At 63.6% G+C, this 21,068-nt stretch carries 16 protein-coding genes; 9 read left to right on the forward strand and 7 right to left on the reverse strand.

Going from position 1 to position 21,068, the window contains the following annotated elements:
- The first annotated feature begins 88 nt into the window (after positions 1-88).
- Entirely contained in the window at positions 89-1,951 is a 1,863-nt protein-coding gene (locus tag AC4QBL_RS11745) for a bifunctional metallophosphatase/5'-nucleotidase (RefSeq protein WP_472901922.1), read from the forward strand.
- Between the two features lie 52 nt (positions 1,952-2,003).
- Here the strand turns inward: AC4QBL_RS11745 and AC4QBL_RS11750 are convergent, their stop codons facing one another.
- The 3 genes from AC4QBL_RS11750 to AC4QBL_RS11760 all read right to left on the reverse strand — a co-directional run bounded on the left by AC4QBL_RS11750 (position 2,004) and on the right by AC4QBL_RS11760 (position 3,826).
- Positions 2,004-3,146, reverse strand: coding sequence for a glycerophosphodiester phosphodiesterase family protein (locus tag AC4QBL_RS11750; protein ID WP_472901923.1), 1,143 nt, complete (start codon positions 3,144-3,146; stop codon positions 2,004-2,006).
- A gap of 418 nt (positions 3,147-3,564) precedes the next feature.
- Complete coding sequence (locus AC4QBL_RS11755; protein ID WP_472901924.1) at positions 3,565-3,729, reverse strand: hypothetical protein; 165 nt, start codon at positions 3,727-3,729, stop codon at positions 3,565-3,567.
- Positions 3,698-3,826, reverse strand: a complete 129-nt coding sequence (locus AC4QBL_RS11760) for a hypothetical protein (RefSeq protein ID WP_472901925.1) — start codon at positions 3,824-3,826, stop codon at positions 3,698-3,700. Before AC4QBL_RS11760 ends, AC4QBL_RS11755 begins: the two co-directional genes overlap by 32 nt.
- A gap of 179 nt (positions 3,827-4,005) precedes the next feature.
- Here AC4QBL_RS11760 and AC4QBL_RS11765 point away from each other — a divergent pair, with 179 nt between their 5' ends.
- The 5 genes from AC4QBL_RS11765 to fabI all read left to right on the forward strand — a co-directional run bounded on the left by AC4QBL_RS11765 (position 4,006) and on the right by fabI (position 9,830).
- Positions 4,006-5,019, forward strand: coding sequence for a M14 family zinc carboxypeptidase (locus AC4QBL_RS11765; RefSeq protein ID WP_472901926.1), 1,014 nt, complete (start codon positions 4,006-4,008; stop codon positions 5,017-5,019).
- 9 nt (positions 5,020-5,028) lie between these two features.
- Positions 5,029-5,805 carry an alpha/beta fold hydrolase gene (locus AC4QBL_RS11770; protein ID WP_472901927.1) on the forward strand — a complete coding sequence of 259 codons (777 nt, stop codon included), beginning with the start codon at positions 5,029-5,031 and terminating at the stop codon, positions 5,803-5,805.
- 143 nt (positions 5,806-5,948) lie between these two features.
- Positions 5,949-7,751, forward strand: coding sequence for a PHA/PHB synthase family protein (locus AC4QBL_RS11775; RefSeq protein ID WP_472901928.1), 1,803 nt, complete (start codon positions 5,949-5,951; stop codon positions 7,749-7,751).
- A 13-nt stretch (positions 7,752-7,764) separates the two neighbouring features.
- A complete protein-coding gene (locus AC4QBL_RS11780) occupies positions 7,765-8,943 on the forward strand; it encodes an acetate/propionate family kinase (protein ID WP_472901929.1) in 1,179 nt (392 codons plus the stop codon).
- A gap of 128 nt (positions 8,944-9,071) precedes the next feature.
- Positions 9,072-9,830, forward strand: coding sequence for an enoyl-ACP reductase FabI (fabI, locus tag AC4QBL_RS11785; RefSeq protein WP_472901962.1), 759 nt, complete (start codon positions 9,072-9,074; stop codon positions 9,828-9,830).
- 144 nt (positions 9,831-9,974) lie between these two features.
- On the opposite strand, the gene AC4QBL_RS11790 is transcribed toward fabI, so the two are convergent.
- From AC4QBL_RS11790 to AC4QBL_RS11800, 3 genes are all read right to left on the reverse strand, one after another.
- A complete protein-coding gene (locus AC4QBL_RS11790) occupies positions 9,975-11,390 on the reverse strand; it encodes a bifunctional enoyl-CoA hydratase/phosphate acetyltransferase (RefSeq protein ID WP_472901930.1) in 1,416 nt (471 codons plus the stop codon).
- 63 nt (positions 11,391-11,453) lie between these two features.
- Positions 11,454-13,127, reverse strand: coding sequence for a PEP/pyruvate-binding domain-containing protein (locus AC4QBL_RS11795; protein ID WP_472901931.1), 1,674 nt, complete (start codon positions 13,125-13,127; stop codon positions 11,454-11,456).
- A complete protein-coding gene (locus AC4QBL_RS11800; protein WP_472901932.1) occupies positions 13,124-15,064 on the reverse strand; it encodes a phosphate transport regulator in 1,941 nt (646 codons plus the stop codon). The genes AC4QBL_RS11795 and AC4QBL_RS11800 overlap by 4 nt, the downstream gene beginning before the upstream one ends.
- A 249-nt stretch (positions 15,065-15,313) precedes the next feature.
- On the opposite strand from AC4QBL_RS11800, the gene AC4QBL_RS11805 reads away from it, so the two are divergent.
- Both AC4QBL_RS11805 and AC4QBL_RS11810 read left to right on the forward strand, forming a co-directional pair.
- On the forward strand, positions 15,314-15,592 hold the full coding sequence (locus AC4QBL_RS11805; protein ID WP_472901933.1) for a hypothetical protein: 279 nt from the start codon (positions 15,314-15,316) through the stop codon (positions 15,590-15,592).
- 493 nt (positions 15,593-16,085) lie between these two features.
- Entirely contained in the window at positions 16,086-17,060 is a 975-nt protein-coding gene (locus tag AC4QBL_RS11810; protein WP_472901934.1) for a porin, read from the forward strand.
- A 168-nt stretch (positions 17,061-17,228) separates the two neighbouring features.
- On the opposite strand, the gene AC4QBL_RS11815 is transcribed toward AC4QBL_RS11810, so the two are convergent.
- Positions 17,229-19,658, reverse strand: a complete 2,430-nt coding sequence (locus AC4QBL_RS11815) for a UvrD-helicase domain-containing protein (RefSeq protein ID WP_472901935.1) — start codon at positions 19,656-19,658, stop codon at positions 17,229-17,231.
- Positions 19,659-19,905: 247 nt separating this feature from the next.
- On the opposite strand from AC4QBL_RS11815, the gene AC4QBL_RS11820 reads away from it, so the two are divergent.
- Complete coding sequence (locus AC4QBL_RS11820) at positions 19,906-20,883, forward strand: GMP reductase (protein WP_322303625.1); 978 nt, start codon at positions 19,906-19,908, stop codon at positions 20,881-20,883.
- The last annotated feature ends 185 nt before the right edge of the window (positions 20,884-21,068 follow it).

The following is a 21,068-nucleotide window of genomic DNA, read 5'->3' on the forward strand; positions in this document are numbered from 1 at the left end:
CGGGCCGCTTTTTTTCTTCACAGTTCTGTCAAGGGGCCTACACAAATGAACTGCAGCATCGAAAAGGTATTCACCAACCCATTGCGCCATGAAACAGCTACATCCCTCCCTTCCCAAGTCCTTGATCTCGTTGCTGATGGTCACCACGCTGAGCGCTTGTGGCGGTTCCGACCCAGCGCCCGTCGCCGAACCCAGTTTCGCCGCAATAAACGTGACACTGGCTCACATCAACGACCACCATTCCCAGCTTGATGCCTTCTCCAACACCGAGCTGGTGCTGGATGGCGTGGCCACACAGGTGGAGCTGGGCGGCTTTCCCCGGGTCACCACCGCCTTTGCGGGCTACGCCAATCGGCAAGACGTGATCAAGCTGCATGCGGGCGATGCCATGACGGGCTCGCTGTACTACACGCTGTTCAAGGGCGAGGCCGACGCTGCCTTGATGAACACAGTTTGCTTTGACGCCTTTGCATTGGGCAACCACGAGTTTGACGACAGCGATGCGGGGCTGAAAAGGTTTCTGGACTTCCTGCGCAGCGGCACCTGCCAGACACCGGTGCTGGCCGCCAACGTGAAGCCGCAGGCCGGCACACCGCTGGCCGAGGGCTACATTCGGCCCTACACGATCAAAACCGTTGGCGGCGTTCAGATCGCGGTCATTGGCATTGACATCAAGGGCAAGACCACCAACTCCTCGCGCCCGCTGGACACCACCGTGTTTGAAGACGAAGCCGAGGCCGCGCAGCGCACCATCGACGCACTCAAAACGCAGGGCATTCGCCACTTTGTGTTGCTCACGCACCAGGGCTTTGAAGCCGACAGGGCGCTGGCCGCCCAACTGACCGACGTGGACGCCATCGTGGGCGGCGACTCGCACTCCCTACTGGGCGACTTCACAGCCCTGGGCCTGAGCAGCTCGGGCGCTTACCCCACCCGCGTCACCAACAAAGACGGCAAGACCGTCTGCGTGGTGCAAGCCTGGGAATACAGCAAGGCTCTGGGCGAGCTGAACCTGCGCTTCAACAACCGTGGCGAAGTGGATGCGTGTGAAGGCCAGGCCTCGCTGCTGATTGGCTCCAACTTCCGGCGCAAAGACAGCTCTGGCGCATTTGTGGCTGTGAACGATGCCACCCGCCTGCAGATCATTCGCTCGCTGGCGACGGTGCCCACGGTGCGCGTGGTGGAGCCAGACACCGTGGCTTCGCTCACGTTGGCGAGCTTCTCCAGCCAGGTGGCTGCCAAAAGGGCAGAAACCATTGGCACCGCCAGCGAGGCACTGTGCCTGGTTCGGGTGCCCGGTGAAAGCACCAACCGGTCTGGAGGCACGGCCGGCTGCGAAGTGGCCAACACACTGGCACGGGGGAGCGATGCTGCGCAGGTGGTGGCAGAGTCCTTCCTGGCGGGTAGCTTGCGCGCCGATGTGGCGATTCAGAACGCAGGTGGCGTGCGCGTCCCAGTGCCAGCCGGCACCCTGAGCATGGACACGGCCTTCACCCTGCTCCCCTTCACCAACGTGCTGGTGGAGCTGCCGATGACCGGTCAGCAGCTGGTGAATGCGCTGGAAGATGCGGTGTCCAACCACCTGGACAGCGCCCAGTCCAGCGGCTCGCACCCTTACGCAGCGGCATTGCGCTGGGACATGGACATGAGCCGGGCCAAGGGCAGCCGCTTCAGCAATGTGCAAGTGCGCAACCGCAGCACCGGTGTCTGGAGCGCCATTGACCCAGCTCGCACCTACACCGTGGCCACCAACGACTTCATCGCCAGCGGCAAAGACGGCTACACCACCTTCGGCGCCATCTACGCCACCGGAAATTACGTCAACAACTACCTGCTCTACACCCAGACCTTTGTTGACTATGTGCTGGCGCAGGGCAGCATCAGCCGCCCAGCACCAGCCAACTATTCGCACCAGAGGGTAACCACCGCCAGCGGCGTCGTGCTGCCTTGAATGCGGGCCGCCTGAAATGCCCCTGGCCCGTGAGGACAGGGGCAGAAAACGGTCAACGCAAGCCGGCGCAGTTTGCGTAGAACGTGGTGGTGGCGGGCCAGTCGGAAAACACACCCATCACGCCCACGTCGCGTTCCAGCACATCGAGCACACGAAAGATGTCGCCTTCGGTCTTGATGGCCGAGTCGAAGGTTTGGTAGTAATAGCCGTTGTTGCCATCGGCCAAAATACCTGAGCGCTCCAGCGTCCAGGCGATCATGCCCAAGCCGGCGTTACGCGCGTTGCGCGCATAGGCCGAGGGCGCAATTTGGCCGGACGCATCGGTGCTCAGCAATGCAAAGATGGGCGGCGCGACGATGTTGATGCCCGCGCTTTTGTAACCCACCAGATCGTTGGCACTGGGCAGGTCGGCAACGGTGTTGGCGTCATCCAGGTAAACCGCCTGGCGGCCAAACGCGGGTTCTTTCTCTACCCAGTACAGCACATCGTCCATGTTGAACGACTGCGGCCACACATGGCGCGCCGGCACGCCCGCGCGCTTGTATTCATCAACCATCTTCTGTGCATAGTCCCGCTGCGTGAACCCGTCAAACGGCATCTCGACGCTGGCGCTTTTGAGTTCGGGCGTCATCTTCACCCCCAGCGTCTTGAACAATTCGATGCTCTCCGCGTGTGTCATGAGTGTGCCGCTGCTGGGGCCAGAGTAGAGGTCTGTGCGCCAGTTGGCCGTGCCGCCCAGGTATTCTTGCGGTGTGCGGGCTGCCGGGTTAAAGGCATCCATTTTTCCACGCAGGGTTTTGAACTCGGCCAGGGTGATGTCGCTGGTTCGGCACTCGGCTTTGGCGGGCGTGACGAGCTTGCCGTTGGCATCGAGCGTCGCGGGGACAAAAGCCTGGGTGCACTTGGCCGCCAGCGGCGTCACCAGAATGTTGGTGGTGGTGTGCAGATCGTTCTGCGCATGGCGGCAGACCAGCGCTTTGTCTTTGGTGAAGGTCACATCGCATTCCACAATGCCGGCACCCATGCGGGCCGCTGCGGTGTAAGACTCCAGGGTGTGTTCGGGGAACTGCATGGCCGCTCCGCGGTGACCAATGGAGAAGTCGCTGGCTTTGAACTGACCCCGCTGGCCACACTGCTGCAGCCGCTGCTTGAGCGGGCTGTCGCTCATGTCATCGACGAGGAAAAAGGGACGCATACCCAGCTGCACATGAGAAGGACGCTCAGCGCGCTGCCCCTTCTTGTGCTCAGGCGGCGAAGCCAGGACCGAACCCGCGGCAACGCTCAGCAGAGCAAAACCAACAATCAGATGTCGCATGAAAGTACCCCTTGAATGGAAGGAACGATGACTGGAGCCAAGCACCGCGAAAGGCGGTGCTGCTTCATGCTAGAAACCGCATGTGGCAGGGGTGTGGCAAAGGTGCGGCGGTGCAGCCGTTTTAGCTGGATGGTCGCGCTGGGTCAACAGAAAGCAGGCGCACGCTCGCGCTTGGGCGGGAGCACCTCTCCGCGCGCAAAGGTGCGAGTGATTCACCAGCGCTAAGGTGCTCGCGGCAGATTCAAGCGCGCAACCCAGGCACCCCGCGCACAGCTGGCGGGCAGCTGGGTTCAGGGCCTCAGCGGTTCCAGGCGGAGTGGCTGCGAGCGCGCCGCGCGAGGTAGCGCGAGCGTTGCAGTGCAAACAACTCCAGGATGCCGCACACCACGCTGCAACCGATCAAGCCGATGCGCTTGACGAGCTGCAGCGGGTCAGTCTTCCAGCGTTCCGAAGTGTTCTTCATAAAAGCTTCCATCGGTCTCTGGCAGGCACAGTCGGCACCAACCGTCGTCAAACAGGGCGTCCAGCAGATGCTGCAGACCAAGCAGTTTCCAGACCATGAGGCACTCCTGACATCGTGTGAATGTGCGGCCAAGTTAACGCGTCTGTGTGAATATTTCAGGTCACTTTTATGACGTTTATGGTGGCACCTTGCTGCCCCTCAAAACGGCATGGTCAGGCGTTATGCTCAGCGCGCTGCGCCGTCTTTCACGGGCACACCCCCAACCTCTTTTTTGCTGTGCACAAGAACGCCCTGCCCGAGTTGTCCGCGCTGGAAAAAATCGTAGAACAGGGCGCACCCCACCTTCAGGTGGAGGTGGTGCGCGAGGTGTCGGTGGCGGCGGGCCACCGCTTTCCCGTGTATGCGATCTGCCTCGGGAACCCCAGCCCCGACGTGCCGGCTGTGGGCTTCTTTGGCGGGGTGCATGGGCTTGAACGCATTGGCGCGCAGGTCGTGACCGCCTATCTGCAGCACCTGGTGATGCGGCTGCGCTGGGACACGATGCTGCACCGGCAACTGGAACAGGTCAGGCTGGTGTTCATGCCCGTCGTCAACCCCGGCGGCATGTGGTCCGCGACCCGCGCTAACCCGCGTGGCGTGGACCTGATGCGCAACGCACCCGTGGACGCACTGGAAAAAGTGCCCTACCTGATGGGGGGCCAGCGACTGAGTGCCGGACTGCCCTGGTACCGGGGGCGGCTGGGCGAGCCGATGGAAGCGGAAAACCAGGCGGTGTGCGAGGTGGTCCACCGTGAGCTGCTGACGCGGAGCGTGAGTCTGGCCATCGACTGCCACTCGGGCTTCGGCGTGAGCGACCGCCTGTGGTTTCCCTTTGCCCACACACGCAGCCCCATACCGCACCTGGCCGAGCTGCACGCACTGCAGGAAATCTTTGAACAGTCGCACAGCCACCACCCCTATATCATTGAGCCCCAAAGCGCCCAGTACCTGGCCCATGGCGATCTGTGGGATCACCTCTACCTTCAGGCCTGTCACGATCCCGCGCGCACTTTTTTACCGCTCACGCTGGAAATGGGCTCCTGGCTGTGGATAAAGAAAAACCCCCGGCAACTGTTTTCGCGCAACGGCATCTTCAACCCGCTGATTGGTCACCGACTGCAGCGGGTGCTCAGGCGCCACCTATCGCTGCTCGACTTTCTGGTGCGCGCCGCCGCCAGCCACGAACGGTGGATGCCAACACCCCACCAGCGCGCGGCACGCCACGCCAGCGCGCTGACCCACTGGTATTGACTGCGCGCCATGGACACCTGGGTTTTTTTGCGAGGCCTCACACGGGAAACCGCCCACTGGGGCTCGTTTCCCGAGAAGTTTCAAAAACGCTTCCCGGAATCACAGATCATTGCGCTGGACCTGCCCGGCAACGGGCTGCTGCACCGGCAACAGAGCCCCCGGACGGTTGGCGCCATGGCAGACGCCTGCCGTGAAGCGTTGGCGCGCCGTGGCGTCAGCGGGCCTGTGCATCTGCTGGCCATGTCGCTGGGTGCCATGGTGGCGATCGAGTGGGCCCGCACCGCGCCGGCCGAGGTGGCCGGGTGTGTGCTGATCAACACCAGCGTGCGCCCCTTCAGCCCCTTTTACCGGCGCTTGCTGCCGCGCAACTACCTTGGCCTGCTCAAGCTGGCCACGCCGTCCCTCTCGGTTGAGGCTGTCGAACACGGCATTTTGCGCATGACCAGCAACCACGCCGAGCAGCACCGCCGTGTGTTGCCCGATTGGGTCAAGGTGCGGCTGCAAAGGCCGGTGTCCCGAGCCAACGCCCTGCGCCAACTCACCGCAGCGGCCCGCTTCCTTGCGCCCACCACAGCGCCCGCCCCACCGGTCTTGCTGCTGACCAGCCAGCAAGACCACCTGGTGGACTCCCGGTGCTCAGTCGCGCTGGCAAGGGCCTGGAACTGTCAGCTGGCCGTCCACCCGGATGCCGGGCACGATCTGCCGCTGGATGCTCCCCAGTGGGTGGCAACCCAGGTGCAGCAATGGATGCACCAAACGGCCAGCGGGGCACGGCCGCCCTTTTGACGCGACGACACCACGCAGCACGGTGGCTGGCACCTGAGCAGCCACGCAGCCGCGCGCCGGGTAACCACCCCGCCCCGGCAAGCTTTCTGAAACACGGGCGCTTTTTCAAACGCCTGACACAGAGGGCCGGTAGCATTTTGAACATGTCACCTCAACACACCCCCCAGCAGCTCCACCAAGCCGCAGAAGCCCTGGACCAGTTTGCCCATGCGGCGCTGGCCCGGGCCAGCGCCGGGCTGTCGCCCGTGTCAGTCGCCCGCGCGTGGACCGACTGGTTCCTCAATCTGACGGTTTCGCCGGGCACGCAAGCCCGCCTGGGTACCGAGGCCCAGCTACTCGCACTGGCCTGGGCCGAAGAATCGCTGCGCGCTGCTGCGTCCCGGCTGGTACCCGCGCCGCTGAATGGCCAGGAAGCCGCCGCTGAGGCCGACGCACCCCACAACGCGTCGCAGCCCAAGGACACCCGCTTTGACGACCCGGCATGGAACCAGTGGCCCTGGAGCAGCATGGCGTCGGCCAACGTGGCCTGGGAGCGCTGGTGGCAAAGCGCTGCCGATCTGCGCGGCATGGAGCCGCACTCGCGCGAGCAAATGCAGTTTCTTTCCAGGCAATGGCTGGACATGGTTTCGCCCGGCAACTGCCTCCTGTCCAATCCGCAGGCGCTGAGCAAGGCCGCGAGCACCCACGGCCAAAGCCTGGTCACGGGCATGGCCCAAGCTGCCGACGAATGGCGCCAGCGACATGGGCTCACCCCGCTGCACCTGGACGCGCAGCCACTGAGCCCGGGCCATGGCCTGGCCACCACCCCCGGGCAGGTGGTGCTGCGCAACGAGCTGATGGAGCTGATCCAGTACCTGCCCACCACCCAGCAGGTGCACAAGGAACCGGTGTTGATCGTTCCGTCCTGCATCATGAAGTTCTACATCCTGGACCTGTCGCCACACAACTCCATGGTGAGCTGGCTGGTGGCCAATGGGCACACGGTGTACATCGTGTCGTGGCGCAACCCGGACGAAGACGACGCCCTGCTGACGCTGGACGATTACGTGCGCCTGGGCGTGCTCGATGCGCTGGGCCATGTGCACGCGGCCACGCAGCAACCGGTGCATCTGGCCGGCTACTGCCTGGGCGGCACGTTCACCGCCATCGCGGCCGCAGCACTCAAGCGCCTTGAGACCCCGGACATCCCGCAGACACCCCTGGCCAGCCTGACGCTGATGGCCGCCGAGACCGATTTTTCCGAACCCGGCGAGATGGGCGTGCTGATCGACACCGCCCAGGTGGACATGCTGGAAGACATGATGGCCGAGCAGGGGTTTCTGAGCGGCCGGCAAATGGCCGGGTCGTTCCAGTTCCTGCATTCGCGCGACCTGGTGTGGGGGCAGCGCACCCGCTCGGTGCTGCTGGGCGAACAGCCCTTCAGCAACGACCTGATGGCCTGGAACGCCGATGTCACGCGCCTGCCGGCCGTGATGCACAGCCAGTACCTGCGCCGCATGTTCCTGGGCAACGATCTGGCCGAAGGCCGCTACCCGTTCGAGGGGCAGGCGGTCTCGCTGCGCGACATCGATGTGCCGGTGTTCGCCGTCGGCACCGTCAAGGACCATGTGTCGCCTTGGCGCTCGGTGTTCAAGATACACCAGCTGGTGGACACCGACGTGACCTTCGTGCTCACCAACGGCGGGCACAACGCGGGTATTGTGTCCGAACCGGGCCATGCAGGGCGCCACTACCAGATGCAAACCACCGCCCGGGCCACACACCGCTGCTCTGCGGACGAATGGGAAGTCACCGCGGCGCAGCGACAGGGCAGCTGGTGGGAAGCCTGGAGCGGCTGGATGCAGGGTCAAGGCAGCGGTGAACTGACCGATGCCCGCCAGCCCCTGGTTGACCCCGCGCTGGGCGCCGCCCCCGGGCGCTACGTGATGCTGCGCCACGGCGACTGAGCCGGAACCGAACGTGGCAGCCACTCCCCTTCTGCTGACCCTGAACGCTGGCTCATCGTCTGTCAAGTTTGCAACCTACGCGGCAAGCGACGGCTTGCCCCTGCTGGCCACGGGTCAGGTCGAAGGCCTGGGTGCCAGGGCCAGGTTTTCCGCCGCATCGGCCACGCAAGACGCGCACAGCTTCAGTTTCAAACCCGGCCCCACGCGGCATGCCGAGGCCGTTCAGGCCATCCTTGAATGGATGGACCAGGTTTACGCGGGTGCACGCCTGGCCGCAGTGAGCCACCGGGTGGTGCACGGTGGCACGGACCATGTGGCGCCCGCGGTGATCTCCGATGCGCTCATGGCCCAGCTTGAGCGTCTGGTGCCGCTTGCACCGCTGCACCAGCCACACAACCTGGCCGGCATACAGGCAGCGCGCGGTTCGTTTCCTGGCGTGCCGCAAGTGGCCTGCTTTGACACAGCCTTTCACCGCCACCACACCTTTGTGGCCGACACCTTTGCACTGCCGCGAAGCTACTACGACGAAGGCATACGGCGCTACGGATTTCACGGTCTGTCCTACGAGTTCATCGCCCGCCGGCTAAGCGCTTACGACCCGGTGCTCGGCCATGGCCGGGTGATCGTGGCGCACCTGGGCAACGGCGCGTCCATGTGCGCCATGCGCGACGGCCGCTCGGTCGCCTCGACCATGGGATTCACAGCCCTTGACGGCCTGCCCATGGGCACGCGCTGCGGCCAGATGGACCCCGGCGTGGTGCTGTACCTGATGGCAGAAAAAGGCATGAGCGCAGCAGCCATCAGCGATCTGCTCTACAAACAATCGGGCCTCAAGGGCTTGTCTGGCCTCACGCACGATGTGCGCGCCCTGCAAGCGTCAGACAGCGCCGCCGCCCGCGAGGCGTTGTCGTACTTCGCAGACCGAGCGCGGCGCGAGATCGGCGGCCTGACGACCTGCCTGGGAGGGCTCGACGCCCTGGTGCTCACGGGCGGCATTGGAGAAAACGCCGCTGCCGTGCGCGCCGCGATGCTGGCCGATATGGGCTGGATGGGTATCCACATCAACGCCGAAGCCAACCAGCGAAACGACACCGTGATCAGCGACGTCACATCGCGTGTGCGGGTGCTGGTTTTCAGGACCGACGAAGAGCGCATGCTCGCCGAACATGCAGCCGAGCTGCTGACGCTGTAGCGCACAAGCGCCAGCGCGCAGCCAGACCACCTAAAATTTTTAAACACCAGGAAAACACCATGTTCACCGACGCCAACTCCATCGATCCCTTGCCCAAGGTATGGGACGAAAACACCCGCATTGGTGACATGCTCAAAGGCAAGCGGGGCTTGGTGGTCGGGGTGGCCAACGGCGACAGCATTGCTTTTGGTTGCGCGGCCAAGCTGCGGGCATTTGGTGCGGACATTGCACTGACTTATCTCAACGACAAGGCCAAGCCACACGTTGAACCCCTGGCCCGGCAAATTGACGCGGCACTGTTGCTGCCGCTGGATGTGACCCAGCCAGGGCAAATGAAGGCGGTTTTTGACACCATCGAGCAGACGTGGGGCTCCATCGATTTCGTGATCCATTCCATCGCCTTCGCCCCGCGCGAAGACCTTCACGGCCGCATCATGGACTGTTCGCAGACGGGGTTTTTGCAGGCCATGCAGGTGTCCTGCCACTCCTTTATCGAGATGGCACACCATGCCGAACCCATCATGAACCCCGGCGGCGCGCTGATCACCATGAGCTACTACGGTGCCGACAAAGTGGTGAACAACTACAACCTCATGGGCCCGGTGAAGGCCGCTCTGGAATCGAGCGTGCGCTACATGGCAAAGGAGCTGGGCGAAAAAGACATCCGGGTGTTTGCCGTTTCGCCAGGCCCGCTGCGCACCCGCGCTGCGTCGGGTATTGCGCACTTTGACGAACTGATCGACATGGCCGTAACCCGCGCGCCCGGGCGCCGGCTGGTGGACATTGCCGAAGTGGGGCGGGCCGTGGCCTTCCTCGTGGGCGGTGGCGCGTCGGGCATGACCGGCGACGTGATCTACGTGGACGCGGGTCTGCACATCATGGCTTGAGGCTTTGCGCGCGTCCCGGGGCTTTGCCTGAAAGGCGCGCGCGCCACGCACCTACAGCGACCAGCGCGCCCATCACGGCCCGGGCGATAAACCAGAAACAGGACAGTCCCAACGATTGGGGCCCCTGCAAGCCGCCAGAGCGCTTCAAACCCCGGTTTTCAAACCACTCGCTTTGCCGTGGTGCGCCACCAGCTGCACCAGCAGCGCTGACGAGGCACGTGCCCGCGGGCCGTCGGCCCGGCTGGTGAGGGCTATCGGCACGCTGGCTCCGAGCACGATGCCGGCGCCGGTCGCACCGGCGAGGTATTCGAGCTGCTTGGCCAGCATGTTGCCGCTTTCCAGATCGGGAACGAGCAGAACGTCTGCCTGCCCTGCGACCGGGGAATCAATCTTTTTGATCAGCGCTGCTTCGACGGAAATGGCGTTGTCAAAAGCCAGTGGACCGTCCAGCAAACCGCCCCGGATCTGGCCACGATCGGCCATCTTGCAAAGCGCTGCGGCGTCCAGTGTGGATGGCATGTTGGAACTGACGTTTTCCACGGCCGACAGCAAGGCCACGAGCGGCAACTCCACCCCCATCAAGCGGGCGAAGTCGATGGCGTTTTGCAGAATGTCCGCCTTTTCTTCCAGCGTCGGGCGGATGTTGAGAGCCGCGTCGGTGATGAGCAAGGGCTTGCTGTACAGCGGTACGTCGAAGCGGAACACGTGCGACATGCGCCGGCCGGTGCGCAGTTCCCGGCGGGCCAGCACGGCGTTGATGAACTCGTTGGTGTGCAGACTGCCCTTCATGAGGCTTGCCACGTCACCGTCGGCGGCCATGGCTGCGGCGTGTTCGGCTGCCGCATGGCTGTGCGGCATGTTCACAATGTCCATGCCGTTCAGATCCAGGTCCAGGGTGTCGGCAAGCGCCCGGATGCGGGCCTCGGGCCCAATCAGCACCGGCACCAGAAGCCCATAGCCTGCGGCGTCCACCGCGCCCCTGAGCGAGCCTTCGTCACACGGGTGTGCGACGGCACAGCGCACCGCTGGCAGGGTTCGGACCATGGCAAGCAGGTCGTTGAAGCGGGCTTCCGGATCAAACACCTGGATCCGCGGCACGCTGCCCCGGGGCATGCGCACTTTGTGTGCCGGTGCAAGCACCCGCGCAACGCCGCTGACCACACACTCGCCTTTCTGGTTGACCGCCTCGCAGGCCAGTTCAACCACTTTCTTGTGCTCGTCCTTGGCGATCACGGTCGCGCTCACCGTCAAGGTGTCACCAATGCGGACCGGGCGCGAAAAGTGCAGCGCCTGGTCCAGGTAAATGGTGCCGGTGCCGGGAAACTGGGTGCCGAGCAACGCAGAAATCAAGGCGCCGCTCCACATGCCATGGCCGATCACACCGTGAAACAGCGTGTCGTTGGCGTACTCGGCGTTCAGGTGCGCGGGGTTGGTGTCTCCGGAGACCGCGGCAAAGGCCTGGATGTCTTGCGGGGTCAGGGTGCGCAGCAACCGAGCGGTCTGGCCGATCTGCAACTCTTCAAAGGTGTGGTTCTCGACAAAATCGTTTCCCAGGTTCATGGCGTGGATCTCAGTGAGGGGGGTATCGACCGGTTTGGCCGGTTTGACGGGTTGTGTGGCGGCTCAAGCGTGGTGCTGATGCGGGTGCTGGTGTTTGTGTTTCCCGGGCTTGTGGGCCGGGCCAAGGCCCGAGGCCTCGCGCAGCGCAGCCAGCCGCGCCAGTAAGACCTCGTCGACCACACCCACGGCAGCCACCTGGCCGGCGTACACCAGGCCCTCGTTGCCGTCGAGCGTGATGAGGTCGCCTTCGTCGAATTCGCGGTCACCCAGCCGCACCACCCGGCGCGCCTCGTCGATGTGCAAGGCGTCGCAGGCCACCAGGCACACCCGGTTCATCTGGCGGGCCACCACCGCTGCGTGCGAAGTGCGCGCACCGCGGTGGGTCAGCAGGCCAGCCGCGGCGTCGAGCGCGGCGATGTCGCTGGTCTGGGCGTCCTGGCGCACCAGCACCACCGCCACACCGGCGGCGCTGCGCTCTTGCACGCGCTGGGCGTCCAGCGCAATCTCGCCGCTGACCACGCCGTTGCAAGCCGACGTAGCCTGGGCAAGCGGTGCCACCGGCCCCGCCTCAGACGTCTCTGCGTCCTGCGTCACCAGGCGCTGCGTAGCGAGCTCAGCGTCCTGCAAAGACGCGGTGCGCTCCAGCGCCTGCTCGGCCTTGATCAGCCCCTCATCCAGCATGTCCAGCGCGATGCGGGCAGAAGCCAGCGGCGTGCGCTTGCCCGAGCGCGTCTGCAGCATGTAGAGCGCACCGTCCTGCACGGTGAACTCAAAGTCCTGCATGTCTTCAAACTCTTGCTCCAGCCGCAGCGCGGTGGCCTGCAGTTCGTTCCAGGCGTCCGGCGCAGCCTGGGCCAATACGGCGTGCCCATGCGCGTTGCGCTGCCCAGCAACCACGTCCTCGCCCTGAGCATTGGCCAAAAAGTCCACCCACATCTGGTTGCTTCCGCTGGTGGGGTCGCGGGTAAAGCCCACACCCGCGCCCGAGTGACAGCCCGAATTGCCAAACACCATGCGCTGAATGGTCACCGCGGTACCCATCGCGTCATCGATCCCATGCATCTCGCGGTAGCTTTTGGCTTTGGGCAGCTGCCACGAGGCGAACACGGCGTGCACCGCCCCGCTCAACTGGGCACGCACCTCTTGGGGAAACGGCTCACCCGCGTGTTCCAGGTACATCGCGAGAAAACGCCGACTCAGATCGCGCAGGTCGCTGAAGTCGAGCAGCCGCTCGTCCCGTCCCTGCGTGGTGCGGCGAATCTCTTCTTCAAACAAGGCGCCGGGCAAACCGGCCACCACCTCGCCGTAGGTGGCGATCAGGCGGCGGTAGGCATCCCACACCAGACGCGGGTTGCCCGTCTGGCGCAACAGGCCCGGCAGCGTGGCCTCGCACAGGCCCACGTTGAGCAGCGTCTCCATCATGCCGGGCATGGACACGGGCGCCCCTGAACGCACCGAAACAATCAAGGGCTGGCGCGGATCGCCAAACACCATGTCGGTGACCGACTCCAGGGCCGGCAGGCCCACGCTGAACAGCGGCAGCATGCAGTCTTCGGGCGAGCGCGTGAAGTGGGTACCAATCACCAGCGCAGCAGGCACCGGCAAGCCAATGGAGGCCATGCGCAGCAGGTTGTGCGCCTTGGAACCCATGTTCTCGGGTGTGGGCTTGTGGTGCGGCGGGGTCTGGCCGCTCGCGACCAGATAGAAATGTTTGGGCCAATGGTGCGTGGCGTTCATGCAGACATTCCTGATTTGTTGAAGACCATTTTGCGCAGCGCATAGCCGGCCGTGAGCAGGCTGTCGGTGGCGCTCTCGATGGTGGCGGCCAGTTCGGTGGCCAGCGAAAACAAGGCCGGTGTGGCGTGCAGGCTCTGCACGATGCGCGCGCGGGCGGTGCGCAACAGGTCATCGCAAATGCGCTCGGCGCGCAGCATGCGCCACAGCGCCAGCAAGAAGGCCTCGCTGTCGGACGGCTCGGTGTGCTCACTCATGTGGCGCGCAATTTCAATCGCCTTGATCTGGTCCTGGATGGCGGCCAGGGTGGTGTCAGCCAACTCACCCAGCACCGCATTCACAGCCGGCGGCAGCCCGGTCAGGGGCAGTGCCAGCGTCATGCTGTGGATAAAGGTCGCCTCCTCCAGCGCGTCGGCAATGTCGTCCATTTCATCCAGCAGTTGCACCACGGGCAGCCAGCGTGGTTGGCGCTCGGCGCGGCGCCGCGCTTCCATCAGCAGGTGGTCGGCCTTGCGCTCCCACTTCTTGGCGCGCTGCACGCCTTCGGTGGTGTTGTTGGCAAACTCCAGCGCCTCGCTCAGTGCCAGCGCCAGCGCATGGCAAAAGGCCGCGTGTTCGGCCAGCAAATCAAACTCAAAGGTACGGCGCTGCAGTACCCGCGCCAGCAGCAACCGGGCTTCGTCCGCAATCAACGCCACCGGTTGCTGTTCGCGCAGTTTCACGCTGGCCACGCGCAGCAGGTCTTGCAAAAACGCTTGAGTGGCGGCTTCGCCCAACACCTGGTCGAGGCGGTCGCCAATGCGAAAGGCGTCTCCGTCCACCGCCTGCATGGCCTCGTACACCAGCTGTTCACCCCCCGCGAGCAACCAGGCCATGTGGCCCAGATCCTGTTCGGCCGCAAAACGCAGCACGGCCACGGCCACCGGTTTGCGCACGAACTCCTGCAGCCGCTTGCGAGCGCGGTTCCAGTCAATCACGAACACAATGCGCGAAGCCACGGCTTCCAGCGCCTCCTGCAACGCCTCATCGTCGGCCGCCGCAAATACCGCGTTGCCCACCTGGTAAGGCTTGCCTTGGTTCAGTCCTTCCGTGGTGCGTGGGTCGAAAACCGTCCATTCAAAACCAATGCCCTCCAGCATCTGCTGGAAGAACCCGAACCGCGCCACGTGCAGGTCTGAATAGGTCAGGTGGATCCTTCGATCCTCCACTTCAATCACAAGCACATGCGCGTCGTTGGTGCCAATGTCGTTTTGAATCAGCAGGCGGTTTCCATCGCGGGTCACTGCGGTGTCCAGGCCCGGGTGGTTGAACTTCAGCGCAGCGGTGCGCGCGAGCCCGCGCATGAAAGCGCGAATCAGCGGGCGGTCTGCGTCGTCCACCTGCCAGACGTGGGCGCCGTCCACATCCTCCGTGGCCACCGCCACCGCCATGTTGTTCAGCTGCTTGTGCAGGTCCATCACCAGCAGATGGAAGCTGTCGCTGCCGTGGCGGTTGCCGTGTGTCAGATCGCTCAGCGCCTGGGCGCTCAAACCTTCCTCGTCAATGAGGTCTTCGATCTTCTTGAGCCAGCGGTCGCGCCGGGCCGCCAGGGGCGCGTCTCTGTGTTCGGGCACGTCGCACAGCGGCCGAGCCATCAGGTTCAGGTCCGAAGCCAGCGCCTCCAGCCACAGAGACAGCTCGGGCACGATCAGCGTCTGGTCTTGCAAATAGGCCGTCGTGGCCACGTCTTTGAGCCAAGAGGCATCGCGCAGGCCCAGGTGGGCGATCTCGCGCGTCCAGTCGGGCGAGCTGGCGGCCGGGTTGGCGGCACGCTGCGCCGCCGACTGCAACACCGACAAATAAAGCTTGAGTCGGTCGTTGGCCTGCAAGGCGGCCTTGATCCAGGCGGGCAGCAACAAAGTGGCCTGACCCAGTGAGGCCACTGCATTTTCTTTTTCCATACAACTCCTGTGCGATTGGCTACCGGCTGATGTTGCAGATCGCTTGTGGCGACACAGTGACAAACGCTGTATCAACCGGTATCAGGCCGGGAGCCCAGGTGCCTATTGCCTCGCCCTGCTCGTCACGAAACTGCCACTGTTTTGTCATCACACAGGGCGTGGCGCTGGTTATGCTCCATCACAAGTGGCAAAGACGAGGCAAATAGACCTCATCCGCCTGTATCAACCGTTGAGAGCCAGAGGCCGTTTATGAGAGCACTGAAAAAAACCCGCAAGCTGATCGAGCGCAACCCTGGCAAACCCGAGGCCAAAATTCTGTCGGCTTTGGTGGTCGCACTGGAGTCGGAAGAGCCCTTCAAGCTTTCGGACCTGTACCAACTCGATTACGACGACTTTGGCCTTGCCCTGGAGCTGCTGAGCGAATGGCGCCTGGACCGCTACTACACCAGCAAAGCGGTGCTGCTGGGTATCTCTGTGCAAGTGGGCGAACTGCCGGACGAGCCAAGCAAGGCTGCAGCCAAACCGTAACGGTAAACCCGCCGTTTAAACCTTCAGCAGCAGCCTTCGCGCCCAAGCAGCCGCTTTCGCCGGCTGCTTGATCCGCAGCCGCATCAAGGCCTGCGGATCCTTCAAAACCCCACCTTGTTGAAACCCCTGCCCACAGGGTTCACCCCTCGGATTCAGTGCCAGCAGGCCTGCGCTTGATCAGCAACTTGGGCTTCTGCCTCGCGACAGCGCCAAGCCATCTCACTTCATGACACCACGAGGGCAGCAGCCTGGTTGCACCCACCCCAACGTCTTTTCAGGCTGCTCAAAGCGCGCAGCATCACAGGACACCCGCTCGGCCAGGGTTGAAACCGCAAGCCCCGAACACACCAAGTTGCCAAACCGCAACACTTAGGGCAAATACGGCTTGTGTCACAGAGATTTTTTGTTTGGTTGTTTCAATACGTTCACCTGATTGCAATCGGCAACGGGCGCGAGTCAAAAAACCTTGCGACAAACTTTTTTGGAAACCCTCATGAAAAAATCCCTTATCGCTCTGGCCGTTCTGGCCGCTTCCGGTGCCGCACTGGCGCAGTCTTCTGTGACCATCTATGGCCGCGCCGACCTCGCAGTGGGCGCTGAAAAGACGCTTGGCAAGTCCAGCGAATCAAAAGTGTTTGACGGCGGCCTGACCACGTCGCGCCTGGGCTTTCGCGGTACCGAAGATCTGGGTGGCGGCCTGAAGGCCACTTTCCAGCTGGAGCAGCGCATCAACCTGTCCACCGGTCAGTACACGAACGCAACGACTTTCCACGGTGCGTCCACCGTGGGCTTGTCGGGTGGCTTTGGTCAGGTTCGCGCCGGTCGCATGACCACGGTGCTCGACGATGTCCGCGCTTTGGCCTACAGCAGCGATGTGTTCGACTCTTCGTTCACACCGGCTTCCAATGGTGTGTTCAGCTCGGGTGGCGACTTCTCCAGCCGTTTCGCCAACATGTTGCGCTACGACCTGCCGTCAATGGGCGGTGTGTATGGCGGCGTGAACTATGCTTTCGAACAAACCGCTGGCGCAGATGACACCCTGGTGGGATTCATGGTTGGCTACAAGGCCGGCGCGCTGAACGTCGCTCTGGGCCACCAGGACGAAAAGACCAAGAACAAATACACCACGGTGGCTGGCTCCTACAACTTGGGCGTGGCCAGCATTTCGGCAGGCTACAACATGCGTGATGGTGCTACCGCAACCGCGGGTGACGACAGCGAAATCTCGGTGGGCGTTACCGTGCCACTGGGCGCAGTCAGCCTGTCGGCTGGCTATGCCAACAGCGAGACCGAAGTCAACGGCACCACCACCCTCAAAGCCAACGGCTTCGGTTTGGGCGCCACCTACACCCTGTCCAAGCGCACCCGCGTGTACGCTGGTTACCGCACCAACGAACGCAAAACCGCTGCTGGCGTCAAGCAGGTCGATACACAGCGCTACGCCGTGGGCGTGCGCCACGACTTCTGATGTAAACGAATGGCGCGCCGAGGGCGTGCCATCTGCTTTTTTCTCCAAGGTTGCGCGGAGCAAGCAATTGCAATCAGAGACCGCGTGATTTTTTATGCCGTGACCGGCTCGCCGGTCACGGCTTTTTTGTGGCCCCCACCGACGAAACGCGCAGCAGACCGCCGCAAGTCAGTCGTCCACAGGCGTCAGTTTGGCCACGCTCAACGCCAGCCACTTCACCCCATGGCGAGAAAAGTTCACCTGCGCGCGGGCGTCGGCGCCGGCGCCTTCAATGGCCAGCACTTTGCCCTCACCAAATTTGTTGTGGAACACCTTTTTGCCGGCTTTCACGTCGGTGCCGCGGTCGGGCTCGGGCGCGTTTTGGCCCAGGCCTTTGGGGTCGCCGCGCTCGGCAAACCCGGGCGACCATGACGGCTGCAACACCGGTGCAGCGCCAAAGCTGCGCTTGCCGTTTTGCCAGCTGCCTGTGCCGCCCGATCCACCAGCACCACCGCCCGCACCCCAGGCGGGCTGCTGCGGCGTGAGCCACTTCAGGCAGGCGGCTGGCAGCTCGTCAAAAAAGCGGCTCTTCAGGTTGTAGCGCGTCTGCCCGTGCAGCATGCGCGTTTGCGAATGGCTCAGATACAGGCGCTTGCGTGCGCGGGTGATGGCCACGTACATCAGGCGGCGCTCTTCTTCCAGCCCGTCGCGGTCGTTCATGGAATTTTCGTGCGGGAACAAACCCTCTTCCATGCCGGTGATGAACACGCAGTCAAACTCCAGGCCCTTGGCGGCGTGCACCGTCATGAGCTGCACCGCGTCTTGACCGGCCTGGGCCTGGTTGTCGCCGGATTCCAGCGCCGCGTGCGTGAGAAAGGCCGCGAGCGGGCTCATGGTTTCGCCGGTGTCGGCGTCAGGCGCCAGCGGTTCGTCGAGCATCGGCAACGAGGCGTCCAGCCCCTGGCTGGCCGGGCTTTGCGTGAGCGGCTGCCCCTGCGCATCCACCGTGCGCGCCACGGCGTCGCGGCCAAAGCCTTCGATGCCCACAAAGCTCTTGGCCGCGCTCACCAGTTCTTCCAGGTTTTCCACCCGGTCTTGCCCTTCGCGCTCGGCACGGTAGTGCTCCAGCAGGCCGCTGTGCTCCAGCACCAGTTCAATGATTTCGCTCAGCGTCATGCCCACGCTTTGCTCACGCAGCACATCGAGCTTGGCCACAAAACCGCCAATGGCCACGCCGGCCCGGCCGGTGACGGCGCTCACCGCGTCGTGCAGCGAACAGCCCGAGCTGCGCGCCACGTCTTGCAACTGCTCGATGCTGCGCGCCCCAATGCCGCGCGGCGGGAAGTTCACCACCCTCATGAAGCTGGTGTCGTCATTGGCGTTTTCCAGCAGGCGCAGGTAGGCCAGCGCGTGCTTGATTTCGGCGCGCTCAAAAAAGCGCAGACCGCCATACACGCGGTACGGCAAGCCGGCGTTGAACAGCGCGGTTTCCACCACCCGGCTTTGCGCGTTGCTGCGGTAAAGCACGGCCATTTCGGTTTTCGGCATGTCTTCGCGCGCGAGCTGCTTCATCTCGTCCACCATCCACTGCGCTTCGGCAAAGTCGCTGGTGGCTTCAAACACACGGACCGGCTCGCCCGCACCGGCGTCGGTGCGCAGGTTTTTGCCCAGGCGGTGGCTGTTGTGGCTGATGAGTTCGTTGGCCGAATCCAGAATGTTGCTGGCGCTGCGGTAGTTTTGCTCCAGCTTGATCTGGTGGCGCACCCGAAACTCGCGCACAAAGTCGGTCATGTTGCCCACGCGTGCTCCGCGAAACGCGTAAATGCTCTGGTCGTCGTCGCCCACGGCAAACACGGCGTTGCCGGGGCCGCTCAAGCCCTCCACCGGCGGCGCGCTGAACATCTTGATCCACGCGTATTGCAGGCGGTTGGTGTCTTGAAACTCGTCAATGAGGATGTGCCGAAAGCGCCGCTGGTAGTGCTCGCGCACCGGGTCGTTGTCGCGCAGCACTTCATACGAACGCAGCATCAGCTCACCGAAATCCACCACACCTTCGCGCTGGCATTGATCTTCGTAAAGCGCGTAAAGCTCGACCTTCTTGCGCGTCTCTTCGTCGCGGGCCACCACGTCGGCTGGGCGCTGGCCGTCTTCTTTGCAGCCGCTGATGAAATACTGAATCTGCTTGGGCGGAAAGCGCTCGTCGTCCACATTGAACTGCTTGCACAGCCGCTTCACGGCCGACAGCTGGTCTTGCGTGTCCAGAATCTGAAACGTCTGCGGCAGGTTGGCCAGCTTGTAATGGGCGCGCAAAAACCGGTTGCAAAGGCCGTGAAAGGTGCCGATCCACATGCCGCGCACGTTGATCGGCAGCATGCTGCCCAGCCGGGTCATCATTTCCTTGGCGGCCTTGTTGGTGAAGGTCACCGCCAAAATGCCGCCCGGCGTGACCTGCCCGGTCTGCAGCAGCCAGGCAATGCGGGTGGTGAGCACGCGGGTTTTGCCCGAGCCGGCACCCGCGAGGATGAGCGCGTGCTCGGCGGGCAGCGTCACGGCGGCACCCTGTTCGGCATTGAGGCCCGCGAGCAGCGGGGACGGAGAGACGGATTCTTCAAACAACATGCGCTTGATTGTAGGAAGGCCAGCCTGCGCGCGCCGGGTATACGCCCATCTGTATAAAACCTATATGGGCGCCACGGGTCACACGGCCTGTTGCTGCTGGTTGGTTGCGCCTAGAATCGATCACCGGGCCCAAGATTCTTGCGCCCGGTTTCTTTTTGGCCGGATGGGTTCCGGCCGGACAGAAGACCGGACCCAAGCCAAGCGCTCTCCCTGTTCACACACAACAGTTTTCTGGAGCCTGGTTTTTATGGAAATTTTTGACTACGACAACATCCTGCTGCTGCCGCGCAAATGCCGCGTGGAAAGCCGTTCAGAGTGCGACGCGGGCGTGGAGCTGGGAGGGCGCAAGTTTCGCCTGCCGGTGGTGCCCGCCAACATGAAGACGGTGGTGGACGAATCCATCAGCCTGTGGCTAGCGCAACACGGCTACTTTTATGTGATGCACCGGTTCGACCTGGACAACGTGCAGTTCGTGCGCGACATGCATGCCAAGGGTGTTTATGCCTCCATTTCGCTGGGCGTGAAAGCGCCCGACCGCGCCACGGTGGACACGCTGGCGGCTGAGGGCCTGGTGCCGGAATTCATCACCATCGACATTGCCCACGGCCATGCCGACAGCGTGCGCGACATGATCGGCTACATCAAAGGCAAGCTGCCCAGCAGCTTCGTGATTGCCGGCAACGTGGCCACGCCCGAAGCCGTGATTGATCTGGAAAACTGGGGCGCCGACGCGACCAAGGTGGGCGTGGGGCCGGGCAAGGTGTGCATCACCAAGCTGAAAACCGGCTTTGGCACTGGCGGCTGGCAGCTGAGCGCGCTCAAGTGGTGCGCCCGCGTGGCCACCAAGCCCATCATTGCCGACGGCGGCATCCGCAGCCATGGCGACATTGCCAAGAGCATCCGGTTTGGCGCGTCCATGGTCATGATCGGTTCGCTGTTTGCCGGCCACGAAGAGTCACCCGGCAAAACCGTGGAGGTGGACGGCGCCTTGTTCAAGGAATACTACGGCTCGGCCAGCGACTTCAACAAGGGCGAATACAAGCACGTGGAAGGCAAGCGCATTCTGGAGCCCATCAAGGGCAAGCTGGCCAACACGCTGATTGAAATGGAGCAGGACGTGCAAAGCTCCATCAGCTATTCGGGCGGCACCAAGCTGGCGGACTTGAAAAAGGTGAACTACGTGGTGCTGGGCGGCGAAAACGCCGGTGAACACCTGTTTATGTAGGGCCCCCCGCGCCGCCTGCGGCGTGCCTTGCAGGCCGCACCACCGGCAGAGCCGACGTCACGTCGGGCTGTCCAAATCTGCGCGGGCAGACTTGGAGCCGCAGCCCTCAGCACATCAGGGGGCAATGCGAGTGGTCCGGCCAAGCCGGTTCCACCGCATCCTGGCGTCAAGCACGTCGCGCCGGA

It is taken from the genome of Hydrogenophaga sp. L99 (genome assembly GCF_058731905.1).